10 protein-coding genes are annotated in these 14,272 nt (G+C 74.9%); 5 read left to right on the forward strand and 5 right to left on the reverse strand.

Going from position 1 to position 14,272, the window contains the following annotated elements:
• The first annotated feature begins 9 nt into the window (after positions 1-9).
• From ACGFXC_RS15775 to ACGFXC_RS15785, 3 genes are read left to right on the forward strand one after another with little or no spacing between them, the layout of a single operon-like run.
• On the forward strand, positions 10-1,233 hold the full coding sequence (locus ACGFXC_RS15775) for a hypothetical protein (RefSeq protein ID WP_393713086.1): 1,224 nt from the start codon (positions 10-12) through the stop codon (positions 1,231-1,233).
• Positions 1,230-5,240: a type VII secretion protein EccCa gene (gene eccCa / locus ACGFXC_RS15780; RefSeq protein ID WP_393713088.1), complete on the forward strand. Its 4,011-nt coding sequence runs from the start codon at positions 1,230-1,232 to the stop codon at positions 5,238-5,240. The genes ACGFXC_RS15775 and eccCa overlap by 4 nt, the downstream gene beginning before the upstream one ends.
• Positions 5,241-5,244: 4 nt before the next feature.
• Positions 5,245-6,645 (forward strand): DUF6177 family protein, encoded by a 1,401-nt coding sequence (locus tag ACGFXC_RS15785; RefSeq protein WP_393713090.1) that lies wholly within the window; start codon positions 5,245-5,247, stop codon positions 6,643-6,645.
• Positions 6,646-6,680: 35 nt separating this feature from the next.
• On the opposite strand, the gene ACGFXC_RS15790 is transcribed toward ACGFXC_RS15785, so the two are convergent.
• On the reverse strand, positions 6,681-7,349 hold the full coding sequence (locus tag ACGFXC_RS15790) for a response regulator (RefSeq protein WP_393713092.1): 669 nt from the start codon (positions 7,347-7,349) through the stop codon (positions 6,681-6,683).
• 17 nt (positions 7,350-7,366) lie between these two features.
• Positions 7,367-8,584, reverse strand: coding sequence for a sensor histidine kinase (locus tag ACGFXC_RS15795; RefSeq protein WP_393713094.1), 1,218 nt, complete (start codon positions 8,582-8,584; stop codon positions 7,367-7,369).
• Between the two features lie 107 nt (positions 8,585-8,691).
• Here ACGFXC_RS15795 and ACGFXC_RS15800 point away from each other — a divergent pair, with 107 nt between their 5' ends.
• Positions 8,692-9,693, forward strand: a complete 1,002-nt coding sequence (locus ACGFXC_RS15800; protein WP_393713096.1) for an SAM-dependent methyltransferase — start codon at positions 8,692-8,694, stop codon at positions 9,691-9,693.
• 82 nt (positions 9,694-9,775) lie between these two features.
• Here the strand turns inward: ACGFXC_RS15800 and ACGFXC_RS15805 are convergent, their stop codons facing one another.
• Together ACGFXC_RS15805 and ACGFXC_RS15810 are read right to left on the reverse strand one after the other, a co-directional pair.
• The gene (locus ACGFXC_RS15805; protein WP_393713098.1) at positions 9,776-11,338 is read right to left on the reverse strand and encodes a M28 family metallopeptidase; all 1,563 of its coding nucleotides are present in this window, start codon (positions 11,336-11,338) and stop codon (positions 9,776-9,778) included.
• 185 nt (positions 11,339-11,523) lie between these two features.
• Positions 11,524-12,648, reverse strand: a complete 1,125-nt coding sequence (locus ACGFXC_RS15810; RefSeq protein WP_393713099.1) for a DUF5937 family protein — start codon at positions 12,646-12,648, stop codon at positions 11,524-11,526.
• Positions 12,649-12,813: 165 nt separating this feature from the next.
• Here ACGFXC_RS15810 and ACGFXC_RS15815 point away from each other — a divergent pair, with 165 nt between their 5' ends.
• Complete coding sequence (locus ACGFXC_RS15815) at positions 12,814-13,026, forward strand: hypothetical protein (RefSeq protein ID WP_393713101.1); 213 nt, start codon at positions 12,814-12,816, stop codon at positions 13,024-13,026.
• A gap of 30 nt (positions 13,027-13,056) precedes the next feature.
• On the opposite strand, the gene ACGFXC_RS15820 is transcribed toward ACGFXC_RS15815, so the two are convergent.
• Entirely contained in the window at positions 13,057-14,238 is a 1,182-nt protein-coding gene (locus ACGFXC_RS15820; protein WP_393713103.1) for a threonine aldolase family protein, read from the reverse strand.
• Positions 14,239-14,272: the final 34 nt, after the last annotated feature.

Here is a 14,272-nt window from a genome sequence, read left to right on the forward strand (position 1 = left end):
GACTCAGACATGTCAGACATGAGCCAGAGCCGGCGTGACGACTGGCAGGCCGGGGTCCTCGGCGAGCTGACGGGATCGGGGCGGCCCGCGGGGTCCGGTGCGCCGGGCCCGGTCCCGGCCACCGCCGAGCCCGGACCGCCCCCCATACCGCCGCCGGCCCCGCACCACGCCGACGGCTCCGTCACCGCCGCCGCCCCGGCCCCGGCCTCCGCCGCCCCGGCCTCCGCCGCCCCGGCCTCCGCCGCCGGCCGGCCCGGGCCGCAGAGCTACCCCTACGCCCCCGCCCCGCAGGGCCGGCGGCTCGCGCCCGAGACGGTGCCGGTGCCCGGGACCGAGGCCGCCGGGCGGCCGCGGCACGGGGATCCCGCCGGGCGGCGGGTGCTGCGCGTGCTGCGCGGCGCGCTCGGCGGCTCCGCCGCGCGGGCCGTCGCCACCGAGAGCGGCCTCGCCGCCCAGGTGCAGCAGCCCGTCACCACCGGCCGCCACATCGTCGTCACCAGCATCCGCGGCGGCTCCGGCAAGACCACCGTCACCGCCCTCCTCAGCCGGACCTACAACCACTTCCGCCACGACCCGGTGCTCACCCTGGAGGCCGACGCCGCCCTCGGCACCCTGCCCGTCCGGCTCGGCGTCGAGTCCCTGCGCTGGACCTGCGGCGACCTCGCCCAGATCGTCCGCCCCTCCATGCAGCTCACCGACGTCACCGGCTACCTCGTCCCGCTCGCCGACGGCGGCTGGCTGCTGCCCGGCAGCCAGGGCCGCATCGGCGCCCAGGTCGACGTCGCCACCTACCGGACGGTGACCGTCGCCCTGCGCCGCTACTTCGGCGTCACCGTCGTCGACTGCGAGACCCTGCCCGGCGAGGTGGCCCGTACCGCCCTCGACACCGCGCACGCCCGCGTCCTGACCACCCCCGCCACCGCCGAGGGCCTCGTCTCCACCCACGCCGTCCTCGACTGGCTCGCCACCCTCCCCGTACCCGTGCTGCCCCGCACCACCGTCGTGCTCACCTGCCAGTCCCCGCACCCCGCCATCGACCTCGGCAAGGCCGCCGAGAAGCTGGGCGCGACCGGCGCCGGGGTCGTCGTCCTCCCGTACGACCGCCACCTCGCCTCCGGCGGCGCCGTCCGCACCGAACTCCTCGGCGCCCGGACCCGGCAGGCCTCCGTACGCCTCGCCGCGGACGTGCTCCAGCGGGCCCTCGCGCTCCCGGCGGCCGGTGCGGCCCGGTGACCCAGCAGCTCGTCCACCGGCCCGCCCGGGGCACCCTGCCCCCGGCCCCCGCCGAACCCCGCAGCGTCGAGGCCCCGCCCAACCTGCCCGAGGGCAAGATCGGCAGCCCGGCCACCGCACTCCTGCCGATGGCGGGCGTGATGGGCTCGGTCGTGATGATGACCGTCATCCGCAACAGCCAGTTCGCCGCCGTCGGCGCGATCGTGCTGGTCTTCGCACTGATCGGCGCCGTCGCCCTGTTCTGGTCCCAGCGCGGCAAGGCCCAGCGCACCCGCCGCTCCCAGCGCGAGCGCTACCTGGAGTACCTGGAGGAGCAGCGCGAGGAACTCGGCGCGCGCGAGAAGGAGCTCCGCGAGGAGGCCCGCCGGCTCAACCCGCCCCCCGAGGCCCTCTACGACCTCGTGCGCGACCCGGCCCGGCTGTGGGAACGCCGCCGCGCCGACCCCGACTTCCTGCGGCCCCGGCTGGGCACCGGCGAGGTAGCCGTCCAGCCGCTCGCCCTCGCCGCGGGCGGCGGCGGCGTCCTGACCCCGCCCGACCGGTTCATGCTCAACGAAGCGGGCGCGCTCATGTCCCGCTTCGCCCGCGCCAGCGACTTCCCGCTGACCGTGCCCCTGGACCGGGCCGGGAACATCAGCGTCGTTGGCGACCGCGAGGGCGTCCTGCGCGTCGCCCGCGCCCTGCTCGTGCACACCGCCGTCCTGCACGCCCCCGACGACGTCGCCTTCGCCCTCGGCGTCCCCGGCGACCGCCTCGAAGCGGACTGGGAGTGGGCCAAGTGGCTCCCGCACGTCCTCGACCCGCAGGAACAGGACGGCCCGGTCGCCGCCCGCCGCATCGCCCCCAGCCTGCCCCAGCTCGCCGACGTCCTCGCCCCCGAACTGCGCCGCCGCGCCTCCTACGCGGCCGAGGTCCGCCGGGGCCTGTCCGACCGGCGCGCGCTGGCCCTCGCCGGCCGGCTCCTCGTCGTCAGCGACGAGTACGGGGAGAACGCCGTCGAACTGCCCCGCCCCGACACCGCGGTGGGCCTCGCCGACATGAACACCACCGTGCTCCACCTGCTCGCCGAGCAGGTCCACGAGCCCGACGAGGTGACGATACGGATCACCGTGGACGGCCCCCGCGTCACCGTCCGGGACCTGCGCACCCCGCAGGCCCCCGCCGCCGAGGGCCTCTGCGACGACCTCGGCCCCGCCACCGCCGAGGGCCTGGCCCGGATGCTCGCGCCGCTGCGGCTGTCCGCCGAATCCATCGCCGAGGGCACCCCCGTCTCCGGGCCCGTGGACTTCATGGGGCTGCTCGGCATCACCGACCCCGCCGCCCTCGACGTGCCGAGGATGTGGGCGCCGCGCGGGGAACGGGACTTCCTGCGCGTCCCCATCGGCATCGACGACCGGCACGGCCCCGTCCTGCTGGACCTCAAGGAGTCCTCCCAGCTCGGCATGGGCCCGCACGGGCTGTGCGTCGGCGCCACCGGATCCGGCAAGAGCGAGCTCCTGCGCACGCTCGTCCTGGCCCTGGTCACCACGCACGCGCCCGAAGACCTCGCCATGGTCCTCGTCGACTACAAGGGCGGCGCCACCTTCGCCCCCTTCGAGAAGCTGCCGCACGTCGCCGGCGTCATCACCAACCTGGAGAACCAGGCCGGCCTCGTGGAGCGCGTCCACACCAGCCTCGCGGGCGAGGTCAAGCGCCGCCAGCAGGTCCTCAAGGACGCCGGACACGTCGCCGACATCGGCCACTACGCCGTCCTGCGCGCCGAGAACCCCGAACTGGAGCCGCTGCCGCACCTCTTCGTCGTCATCGACGAGTTCGGCGAACTCCTCACCGCCAAGCCCGACTTCATCGACCTGTTCCTGTCCATCGGCCGCATCGGCCGCTCCATCGGCGTGCACCTGCTGCTCTCCAGCCAGCGCATCGAGGGCGGCAAGCTCAAGGGCCTGGACACCTACCTCTCCTACCGGCTCGGCCTGCGCACCTTCTCCGCCGACGAGTCCCGCACCGTCCTCGACACCACCGACGCCTTCCAGCTGCCACCGCTGCCCGGCTTCGGCTACCTCAAGGTGGACACCTCCACCTACACCCGCTTCAAGGCCGGTTACGTCTCCGGCCGCTACCGGGGGCCCGCCGGTGACCGCGACCCCGCCGCGCAGGGTCCCCTCGCCCTGCCCTACCCGGCCTTCAACACCCTGCGCGACAGCGCCGGCGCCGCCGAACCCGCCGAGGAGAAGCCCACCGCCACCGCCCGCGAGTCCGGCCCCAGCGTCCTCGGCGTCATCGTCGACCAGCTCGCCGCGGCCGCCCCGCCCGTACGCCGCATCTGGCTCCCGCCGCTGCCCGACGCGGTCCCCCTCGACGCCGCCGCCGGGCCGCTCTCCGTCACCGGGCGCGGACTCCAGCTCGCCGACGCCCGCCGCCCGCCCCTGCGGGTGCCGCTCGGTGTCCTCGACGACCCCGCCCGCCAGTGGCGCGGCCCCTGGGAACTCGACCTGAAGGTCGCCGGCGGGCACACCGCCGTCACCGGCGGCCCGCAGTCCGGCAAGACCACCCTGCTGCGCACCCTCGCCCTGTCCCTCGCACTCACCCACACCCCGCAGGAGGTCGCCGTCTACGGCCTCGACCTGGCCGGGGGAGGCCTCGCCGCGCTCGCCGGACTGCCGCACGTCGGCGGGATCGCGGGCCGCGCCGACCGGGAGCGGGCCGCCCGTACCGTCGCCGAGGTGCGGGGCATGCTCGCCGCCCGCGAGGAACTCTTCCGCGAGCACTCCGTCGACTCCGTCGAGCAGCTGCGCCGGCTCCGCGCCGAGGGCGCGCTGCCCGCACTGGCCTCCACCGACATCGTGCTCCTCGTCGACGGGTACGGGGCCCTGCGCGAGGAGTTCGCCGACCTGGACGAGGCCGTCACCGACCTCCTCAAGCGCGGCGGCGGCTACGGCATCCACGTCGTCGCGGGCATGCTCCGCTGGAACGACGTGCGCATCGCCAACCAGTCCCTCTTCGGCAGCCGGATCGAACTGCGCCTGGGCGACCCCGCCGACTCCGCGATCGACCGCAAGCTGTCCGAGACCATCTCCCCGGACACCCCCGGCCGGGTCCTGACCGACGGCAAGCTCTTCGCGCAGACCGCCCTGCCCCGCATCGACTCCCGCGGCGCCACCACCGACCTGGCCGCCGCCCTGGAGGAAGCCGCCGGGACCGTCCTCGCCACCTGGCACGGCGACCTCGCCTCCCCGGTACGGGTCCTGCCCGCCCGGCTGCCCGCCGCCCGGCTGCCCTCCCCCGCCGAGGAGCCGCACCGTGTCCCCGTCGGCGTGGACCAGGACGTCCTCGCGCCCGTCCTGCTGGACCTCTTCGGCCAGGACCAGCACCTGCTGGTCCTCGGCGACACCGAATGCGGCAAGACCAACCTGCTCTCCCTGATCGCCCGCCAGCTCATCGCCCGGCACGGCGAGGACGAACTCGTCTTCGCCGTCTACGACCCCCGCCGGGGCCTGCGCGGAGTCGTCCCCGAGCCCTACCGGGGCGGCTACGCGCACAACGCGAAGCTGGCCGGAGCGCTGTCGGCGGGCATCGCCAAGGAACTCGACAAGCGGCTCCCCGAGGACGGCTTCGACCCCGACGCCGAACCCGGCGACGGCCCCGGCTTCGCGGGCCCGCGCATCGTGGTCCTCGTCGACGACTACGACATCCTCACCACCGCCGGACAGCAGCCGCTCCAGGCGTTCGTGCCCTACCTGCCGTCCGCCCAGGACATCGGCCTGCACTTCGTCATCGCCCGGCGCGTGGCCGGCTCCTCCCGGGCGCTGTACGAACCGCTGCTGACCACCCTGCGCGAATCCGGCACCACCGCGCTCGTCATGAACGGCGAACGCTCCGAGGGCCAGCTCTTCCCGCAGCTGTACGCGAGCGCCCAGCCGCCGGGCCGCGGCACCCTCGTCCGGCGCGGCCGCCCGCACCAGATCGTGCAGACCGCGCTGGCCGCGCCCCTCACCCAGGAAGCACCGTGACACCGTGACCAAGGACGTCATCGCCCTCACCCCGAAGATGCCCGACACGGCCGCGCTGCTCGTGGCCCTCGCGGCGGGCGGCACCGGGCTCGACGCCACGGCCGTCGCCGACGGGGCCGTCATCCAGCTGCTGGGCGCGGGCGGCCGGCCGCTGGTCTCGGTGGAGGCGCCCGTCCTGGTCCAGGTGCCCGGCGAGGTGGAACGCCTCCTCGGCACCTCCGCGCGCACCCCCCTGTGGTGGACGGAGACCCGCGCCTCCACCGCCGTCCCCGAGGCCGCCGACCTGGCCGGAGGCGTGGCCGGGCGGCTCGCCGAGGTCCTGGGCGGCACGGTCTGGCCCCCCGGCGCCGGCCGGATCACCGAGGTCCCGGTCGACTCCGGGGCCGCGGCGGCGCCCGCGCCGGTGGGGGCCCTGCCCACCGTCGACGTGGTCACCGAGTCCACCGCCGTCGTCCTCGCCGACCGGCCCGTGGTCCCGCTGACGGCCTGGCTGTCGGACGTCCTGCGCACCACGGCCGGCTTCGGCGCGGCCCTGCACATCGTCACCCCCGCCCACTGCCGGCTCAGCCTGCCGCTGCGCGCCGCGCTGACCGGCGCGCCCAACCGGTGGGTCGTCCAGGACCCCGACTGCGGCTACTACGACGGCCTCTCCGGGGCGGTCCTGAGCTGGCAGGACGGCACCTTCGCACCCGTCCGCGACGCGGCCGGCCGGACCCGGGCCGCGGCCGCCTTCACGCGGGCCGACGCCGGGGCGGTGGCGGGGGAGACCCGGCTGACCGTCTCGTTCCGTACGGAGCACCCCGCCGACGAGGAGACCCTGCTCGGCCGTTCCGTCGAGGCCGCCTGGCGGGCCCTGACCGGGCGGGCGCCGGCGGGCTGGGGCACCGCCGAGCCGGTGAACCTGCCCTGGTCGCCCCGCCAGCTGACCGGGCTGGCCCGGGGGCGGGCCCCGGAGCCGACCCTGCTCACCGTGGTGGGGCCGGACGCGCTGGCCGTCGTACGGGTGAGCCGCACGGCGGACGGGGTCGAGGAGGACGTCACCCTGACCCTGGGCCGGGGCCCCGCCGACCCGCTGCCGCCGGCCGCGCTCCAGGACCTCGCCGGGACGCTGGTCGCCGAACACGGCCTGGTCAGCATGCTGGCCTCCGTCGGGCCGGGCCCCCGCGACCTCGCGGTGGTGCCGCGGTTCGCGGCGGCGCCGCTGCCGGTGTCCTTCACCCTGGGCGGGGCCGGCGTCGCCCGGGCCACACTGACCCACGCCCGGCGCCCGCCGCTGGCCCTGCGCCCGGCCGCGGTCGGCCCCGGCCACCGGCCGGGCCTGCACTACCCCCTCGGCGACGGCACCGACCCGGCCGCCTGGGACACCCTCTCCACGCTGCTGGCCCACCTGCGCACGACGGCCTGACGGCGGCCCCGGGCCGGAGCCGCCGGGCCCGGCGGCTACAGCCCGCCCGCGCGGACCAGACCCGTCTCGTAGGCCAGGACCACGACCTGGACCCGGTCGCGCAGGTCCAGCTTGGTCAGGATGCGGCCCACGTGCGTCTTCACCGTGGCCTCCGAGAGGACCAGCCGGGCCGCGATCTCGCCGTTGGACAGCCCCTGGGCCACCAGCAGCATGACCTCGCGCTCCCGGTCCGTCAGCCGCTCGACCTGCTTGTTCTGCGGTTCCTGCGTCGTCGACGGCAGCATCGGCGCGAACCGGTCCAGCAGCCGCCGCGTCGTCGAGGGGGCCACGACCGCGTCCCCGCTGTGCACGGACCGGATCGCGGCCAGCAGCTCGCCCGGCGGCACGTCCTTCAGCATGAAGCCGCTCGCCCCCGCCTTCAGCCCGGAGAAGGCGTACTCGTCCAGGTCGAAGGTGGTCAGGATGATCACCTTCGGGTGCTCCTCCGGCTCACAGATCCGCCGGGTCGCCTCGACCCCGTCGAGCTTCGGCATGCGCACGTCCATCAGCACCACGTCCACCTTCGTGGCCCGCAGCACCTCCAGCGCCTCCAGGCCGTTGCCCGCCTCGGCGACCACCTCCATGTCCGGCTGGGCGGCGAGCACCATACGGAAGCCCGTGCGCAGCAGCACCTGGTCGTCGACGAGCATCACGCGAATGGACATCAGTTACCTCGACCTCGTCATCTCTTCTTGAGCGGGAGCAGCGCGCTGATGCGGAAGCCGCCTCCCGGCCGCGGGCCCGCATCCAGGGTTCCCCCGACCATACCGATGCGCTCGCGCATGCCGATCAGGCCGTGTCCGGCGCCGTCGGCGCCGCCGTCCTCGTACAGTTCGTGGGCCGCGCCCCGGCCGTCGTCCTCGACCAACAGGCCCAGCCCGTCGTCGAAGTAGACCAGCCGGACGCTCGCCCTGGCCTCCGGGCCCCCGTGCTTGCGCGTGTTCGTCAGGGCTTCCTGGACGATCCGGTACGCGGTCAGCTCGACCCCGCTCGGCAGCTTGCGGGGGGCGCCCTCGACCTCGAAGTCCACCGTCAGCCCGGCCGCCCGGACCTGCTCGACCAGCACCTCGATCTGCTCGACGTCGGGCTGCGGCACGTAGTCCTCGGACTCCTGCGGCTCGCCCGTGCGCAGCACGCCCAGCAGCCGCCGCATCTCCGCGAGCGCCTGCCGGCCCGTCCCCGAGATCGTCTGGAGGGCCTCCTTGGCCTGCTCGGGCGCCACGTCCATGACGTACGCGGCCCCGTCGGCCTGGACCACCATCACCGACACGTTGTGCGCGACGACGTCGTGCAGCTCGCGGGCGATCCGGGCGCGCTCGGCGGCCACCGCCACCTTGGCCTGCGCCTCGCGCTCCTTCTCCAGCCGCTGGTTGCGCTCGACGAGCTGCGCGTAATAGGCGCGCCGGGTGCGCAGCGAGTCGCCCATCACCCAGGCCAGGGCGAAGGGGACCATCATGAACAGGGTGAACAGGACGACCTCGGCCGAACTGGTGCCGGGGCCCTTGTCCACGCCGTGGCGCGCGAAGTACAGCGGCGAGGCCAGCAGGCCGACGCCCAGCGCGGTGCGCGAGACCCAGCGCGGGACGTCGCCGGCGGCCACGGTGAACAGGACCACCAGCATCGCGAAGTCGTAGAGGTTCGCCTCCGGGCCCACCGCCAGCTGGTAGACGCCCGCGCCGGCCGCCAGCCAGAACATCGCCACGGTCCACTTGCGGCGCAGCGCGACGGCGGTGCACAGCGCGACCACGACCGGCACGGCCAGCAGCCGGTGCAGGGTGCTCGTGCCGGTCGTACCGGAGTCGCTCGCGACGATCAGCATGGACAGCCCGAAGAGGAGGACAGCCCAGAAGCTGTCGACGCCCGTCGGGTGTCTGCGGATGAAGTCGTAGAGGCGCTGCACGTAACCCAGAGTAGGGAACGGAGATAGGTGCTGGAGTCAACCACAGGTGCGATCCCTGGGACGGGGGAGTACTCCCCAAGGTGGAGGGTGACCTTAGCCTTTGTGGAATGAGCACCGAGGACGCAGTGGGGGGACCGGTCCGCTGGCGGGCCGCGATGGAGGCCGCGCTGTACGGCCCGGGGGGCTTCTACGTGCGCCCCGGCGGCCCCGGGCCCGCCGGGCACTTCCGCACCTCCGTGCACGCCTCCCCCCTCTACGCGGGAGCCGTGGCCCGGCTGCTGGGCACCGTCGACGCGGCGCTCGGGCACCCGGCGCGGCTGGACCTGGTCGACGTCGGGGCCGGCCGCGGCGAGCTGCTGACCGGGGTGCTGGCGGCGCTGGAGCCCTCGCTGGCCGCGCGGGTGCGCCCGTACGCGGTGGAGCGCGCGGCGGAGCCGGCCGGGCTGGACCCGCGGATCCGCTGGGTGGCGGAGCCCCCGGCGGGGACGGTGGGGCTGCTGTTCGCGAACGAGTGGCTGGACAACGTCCCCCTGGACGTGGTGGAGGACGGCCGCTACGTCCTGGTCGCCCCCGACGGTACGGAGAGCTCCGGCGGCCCCCCTGAGCCGGCGGACCTGGCCTGGCTGGAGCGGTGGTGGCCCGGCGCGGCGGCGGGGGAGGGCCGGGCGGAGGTCGGCCGGTCCCGGGACGAGGCCTGGGCGGCGGCCGTCGCCACCCTGGAGCGGGGCCTGGCGGTGGCGGTCGACTACGCCCACACCCGCGCGGCCCGGCCCCCGTACGGCACCCTGACGGGGTTCCGGGCGGGCCGGGAGGTGGCGCCGGTCCCGGACGGCGCCGGTGACGTCACCGCGCACGTGGCGCTCGACGCCTGCGCGGGGCCGGGCGCCGTCCTGCTCACCCAGCGCGAGGCGCTGACCGTGCTCGGCGTCTCGGGCGGCCGCCCTGCGCTGGCCCTGGCCTCCACCGACCCGGCCGCGTACGTCCGGGCCCTGTCGGCGGCGGGCGGGGCGGCGGAGCTCACGGCCCGCGGGGGGCTCGGCGACTTCGGCTGGCTGGTCCAGCCGGTCGGCGTCCCCCCGTGGCCGCCGGCGCGGGCGCGGCCGCAGTAGCCGGGACACGGCGAAGGGCCGCCCTCCCGACGGGATGACGGCCCCTCCCCGCCACGGCGCTCGCGCGCGCGTGGCGTGACGACTACTGCGAGACGGTGTGGTCGTGGTCGTGGCCCGGGCGCAGACCGCCGGCGCCGTTGCCCGAACCGGTGGTCGGCTTCGAGACGACCGGCTGCGTCAGCGGGGCCAGGTCGTAGGCGTAGTGGCCGACCGCGTTCGCGATGACGTCGACGTTGATGTCGAGCGCCTTCTGGTCGATGTTGTTGATGTCGTCGCCCTTGCCGTGGTAGTTCACGTCGTAGGCGACACCCGCCTGGCCACCGAACTTCGCCGCCTGCTCGGCCGTCTTGATGCCCTCGGCGCCGGTGTCCGTGCCACCGGACGGGATGCCCGCCTCGATGAACGGGCCGTAGTCCGAGCGGCCGGTGAAGTCACTGCCCTCGTGCGGGATCTTCTGCGCGTCGAGGAAGTCGGTGATCTGCTTCTCCAGCTGCGCCGAGCCCTCCGGGCCGGGGCCCGAGCCGACCTTGTCGGAGTCGTCGCCGTCGTAGACGAAGTACGCGGCGTTCGGCGAGGCGATCATGTCGAAGTTGAGGTAGAGCTTGATCTGCTTCTTCTGCTCCGGGGTCAGCGAGGCGACGTACGCCTCGGAACCGAGCAGGCCGAACTCCTCCGCCGACCACCAGGCGAACTTGACCTTGTTCTTGACCTTCGTCTGGCTGCTCGCCAGGCGCTGCGCGACCTGGAGGATGCCCGCCGAGCCGGAGCCGTTGTCGTTGATGCCGGGACCGGCCGCGACCGAGTCCAGGTGCGCGCCGAGGAAGACGGTGTTGTTCTCGTCGCCGCCCTTGGTCTCGGCGACCACGTTGAAGGTCTTGCGGTTCTCGCGCAGCTCGCGGATGTCGAGGGTGAGCTCGACCGGGCCGGCGGCCGCCTCGGCGGCCAGCTTCTCGCCCTCCTCCTGGGAGACGCCGCCGGTGGGGACCTTGCCCGCGGCGGGGTCGCCGAGGGTGCCGTTCAGGGTGCCCGCCGTGTTGTTGTAGATGATCGCGCCCACCGCGCCGGCCGCCGCCGCGTTCTCCTGCTTCACCGCGAAGGTGCAGCCGCCCCGCTTGACCAGCGCGATCTTGCCGGTGAAGGTGCCGGGCGCGAAGTCGCCGGGCTCGCAGCCGTTGGTGCCGTCGGCGTCGACCGGGGCGACCGCGAGCTGGGCGGTGACGCCGTCCGCGGGGCCGCTGGCCGTGTAGGTCATCAGGTTGATCGGGACGTCGCGCTCGTTGTCGCCGTTGACCTTCAGCGTCTCGGCGACGGTCTCGACGTACACGAAGTCGAACTCGTTGCGCGTGACCTTGTACCCGGCCGCCTTCAGCACGCCCTCGACGTACGTGGCCGACTGGACGTGGCCCTTGGAGCCGGCGACGCGCGTGCCCTTGTTGTAGTCGGCGATCGACTGGAAGACCTTGAGGTGGTTGTTGGCACCCTTGCCGGTCGACTCCTGGACCAGCTTCCTGGCCAGCGCGTCACCCTTCGCGGCATCGCTGTCGGGGCCGCCGGTGGCGCCCGCCGGGCCGGCGAGGAGGAGCGGGGAGACGAGGGCCGCGGCCGCCAGAGCGGCGGTGGCTGCGGCTATACGGCGAGAGGGCATGAAGGTCCTTTCACGGCACGCGGGCAGTGGGGTGGGGCAGGTGGGTCGGTAGTGGACGCACGTTAGGCACCAACTGACCGCTCTCGCCAGACTTTTAACTGCTTCCGGTTTGTGAAATCCGCATATCGGTGAGTCTGCGCCGATCGAATCCGGCCACCGTCCGCAGAAAGGTCACCGCGGAATGGTCAGCGCAGGATCCCCTCAATGAAATCGGAACCTATCCGCGCCACCACCGCCAGATCCAACTGATGCTGGACGTAACGCCCTTGCCGGCGCGTGTGCAGCAGTCCCGCCTTCTTCAGCACCGCCAGGTGCCGGGACACCTCCGGCGCCGTGATCCCGTACACCCGCGCCAGCTCGCTCGTCGTGTACGGGGCCCGCGCCAGGCTCCGGCACAGCATCATCCGCATCGGGTGCGCGAGCGCCTCCATCCGGCGGGTGAGCAGCTCCACCGAGCCGGGCGCAGCGCCCAGTTCGGAGGAGTCCAGCGGATAGTGCACCACCGGACGCCAGCCCGGCGCGTGCAGCACGAGCAGGTGCGGCCAGCCGAAGTTCGTCGGTACGAAGAGCAGCCCGGAGCCGATCAGCGGATCGGTGGCCGTCGCCCGGCCGTTGACCATCTTGTCGGCGGTGATCGTGGTGAGCCCGTCGTCCACGCTCAGCGCCGCGGACACCTCCCGCAGCACCGTGGGCAACCCCTTGCGGCGCAGCACCTCCGTCTTGTGCCGGGTGTCCGCCGTCTGCCGGGGCTCCAGGCGCCGCCAGGTCTCGGCGAAGAAGGCCTCCTCGCAGTCCTCCAGCATCCGGCGCAGCCAGACGCGGACCGCGTCGGTGTCGTCGAGCAGCCGGACGGAGAACGCCAGCTGGCGGGGGCCGCGCGCGGCGGCCGTCTCCAGCGCCTTGGCCCTGGCCCCGGCGTCCTTCAGCGGGGAGGGCCAGCCGCCCTCGTTGTAGAGCGAGAGCCAGCAGTGTTCCAGGGCGGCCATCACGAACCGCTCGTCGTCCATCCGGTCGAGCGCGTCCAGGTCCTCGGCCAGGGTCGCCCCGGGGCGGCCGTCGCCGCCGGGGATCCCGGCGAAGGGCATGAAGACGTCGGAGAAGGAGCTGCGCCACATGAAGTCCGCGTCGAGCAGCCGGTCCGCCAGGCAGGGGTCCAGCGCGGCCCGGGTGGCCGTCGTCCAGGACTGCAGGCGGGGGTGGTGGGTGGGCTGCGACAGCGCGTGCAGCGCCATGCAGAGCTCGGCCAGCGGGGCCGGCGCGAAGGAGATCCGCTCCGCGGGGAGTCCGGCGATGTCGATGGTGACGCTCATCGCCCCATTCTGGCCGGTCGGCGGCTCGCGGCGGAGCCCGGGGTACGCCGCCCGGCCCAGCCCCGCCACTCCGCCGACGGGGGCTCCGGCGCAGGTGGGAGGCCTCGATTGACGGGGAGCGTCAATCGTCGCGCGGGGTGCCGCCGACGGGGTGAGGGTGGATGCATGAGCGCCATCGAGCAGTACCTCCTCGACTCCTACCGGGCCTCCCAGCACGGGACCCCGCAGCCCCCGCCGCCCGGCCGCGACGACGTGGCCGTCCTGCGCGAGGTCCGTACGCGGGCCCAGTTCAACGCCGTCCTCGACGGCCGCCCCGCCGCCCACCCCTGGCTGCACACCCTGCGCCGCCTGTGGCGCCCGCGCCCGGGCACCTGCTGAGGTGTGCGGGGCCCGCCGCCGCCCGCCCCGCTACAGCCGCTCCAGGAACCCCTTCACCGCCGTGCCGACGTCCTCCCGCGTCCACGCCAGACCCGGCTCCGTGATCTCCAGTTCCGTCATCGCCAGCCCCGGCGGGGTCTGGTCCGACCAGCGGCGGAACAAGACCGTCCCCGTCTCCTGCGCCAGGCGCACGCCCGCCTCCGTCAGCCGGTCCGCCCCGTACGGGAGCCACACCTGGAACTGGTGCGTGTGCGGCGTCTGCGGATGGATGCGGAACCAGGGCAGCCCGGCCCCGGCGAAGCCCTCCCGCAGCGCTTCGGCGACCTCCTTCGCCCGCTCCGCGTAGGCCGGCAGCCGCGGCAGCTCGCGTTCCAGGCCGGCCAGCGCGGCCAGGGCCTGCGGGAACTGCCGGAACACCTGGCCCCCGTAGCGGTGGCGCCAGACGCGGGTCTCCTCCACGAAGCTCCGGGTCCCGGCCAGAGCGGCCCCGCTCAGCCCGCCGAGGGACTTGTAGAAGGAGACGTAGACGGAGTCCGCGAGGGCCGCGACCTCCGCGAGGGACCGGCCGAAGTGGGCGGTGGACTCCCACAGCCGGGCCCCGTCGAAGTGCACCACCGCGTCCCGCTCCCGGGCGGCGTCCACCAGCTCCTCCAGCTCCTCCCAGGTGGGCAGCACGAAGCCGGCGTCGCGCAGCGGCAGCTCCACCATCAGCGTGCCGAAGGGTTCCGGGAGGGCGCCGACCTCCTCCCCGGTGGGCTGGCGCGGCTCCGTGGTCGGGTGCACCGTGCGCAGCCCCGACACGGCCGACAGCGCGCCGCCCTCCCAGCGTTCCGGATGGCTCAGCGGGTGCAGGGCGACCACGGGGCTGCCGGTGCGGCCGGCCCAGCAGCGCAGGGCGATCTGCTGGGCCATCGTCCCGGTCGGGAAGAACGCCGCGTCCTCGGTGCCCAGCAGGCCGGCCACCCGACGCTCCAGCTCGGCGACGACCCCGTCGCCGTACACGTCGGCCGGCTCGTCCAGGTCGTAGGGGGCGTGCGGCAGGGCGGCGAGGAGCTCGCCGAGCGTCGTCTCCCGGGCGCCGCGCGTGAGCACCCGCGCGGCCCCCCGCCAGGCCGCCTCCTGGCGGTCCGCGCGTTCCGCCGCCTCGTCGGGGCCGTCCGCCGCGCCGTGCGCCGAGCCGTCCGCCGCGTCACCCGTCGTGTGATCCGTCATGGCCCGATCATGCCCGCTGCCGCCGCCGACCGGC

Origin of the sequence: Streptomyces sp. NPDC048507 (assembly GCF_043199995.1) — a bacterium.
Classification (GTDB): domain Bacteria; phylum Actinomycetota; class Actinomycetes; order Streptomycetales; family Streptomycetaceae; genus Streptomyces.

Bases quoted from the DNA above. Each gene is read 5' to 3' on its own strand.
- ACGFXC_RS15775 (WP_393713086.1), top strand. From the start codon at position 10: ATGTCAGACATGAGCCAGAGCCGGCGTGACGACTGGCAGGCCGGGGTC.
- ACGFXC_RS15790 (WP_393713092.1), bottom strand. From the start codon at position 7,349: ATGTCCATTCGCGTGATGCTCGTCGACGACCAGGTGCTGCTGCGCACG.
- ACGFXC_RS15800 (WP_393713096.1), top strand. From the start codon at position 8,692: ATGAGCACCGAGGACGCAGTGGGGGGACCGGTCCGCTGGCGGGCCGCG.
- ACGFXC_RS15805 (WP_393713098.1), bottom strand. From the start codon at position 11,338: ATGCCCTCTCGCCGTATAGCCGCAGCCACCGCCGCTCTGGCGGCCGCG.
- ACGFXC_RS15810 (WP_393713099.1), bottom strand. From the start codon at position 12,648: ATGAGCGTCACCATCGACATCGCCGGACTCCCCGCGGAGCGGATCTCC.
- ACGFXC_RS15815 (WP_393713101.1), top strand. From the start codon at position 12,814: ATGAGCGCCATCGAGCAGTACCTCCTCGACTCCTACCGGGCCTCCCAG.
- ACGFXC_RS15820 (WP_393713103.1), bottom strand. From the start codon at position 14,238: ATGACGGATCACACGACGGGTGACGCGGCGGACGGCTCGGCGCACGGC.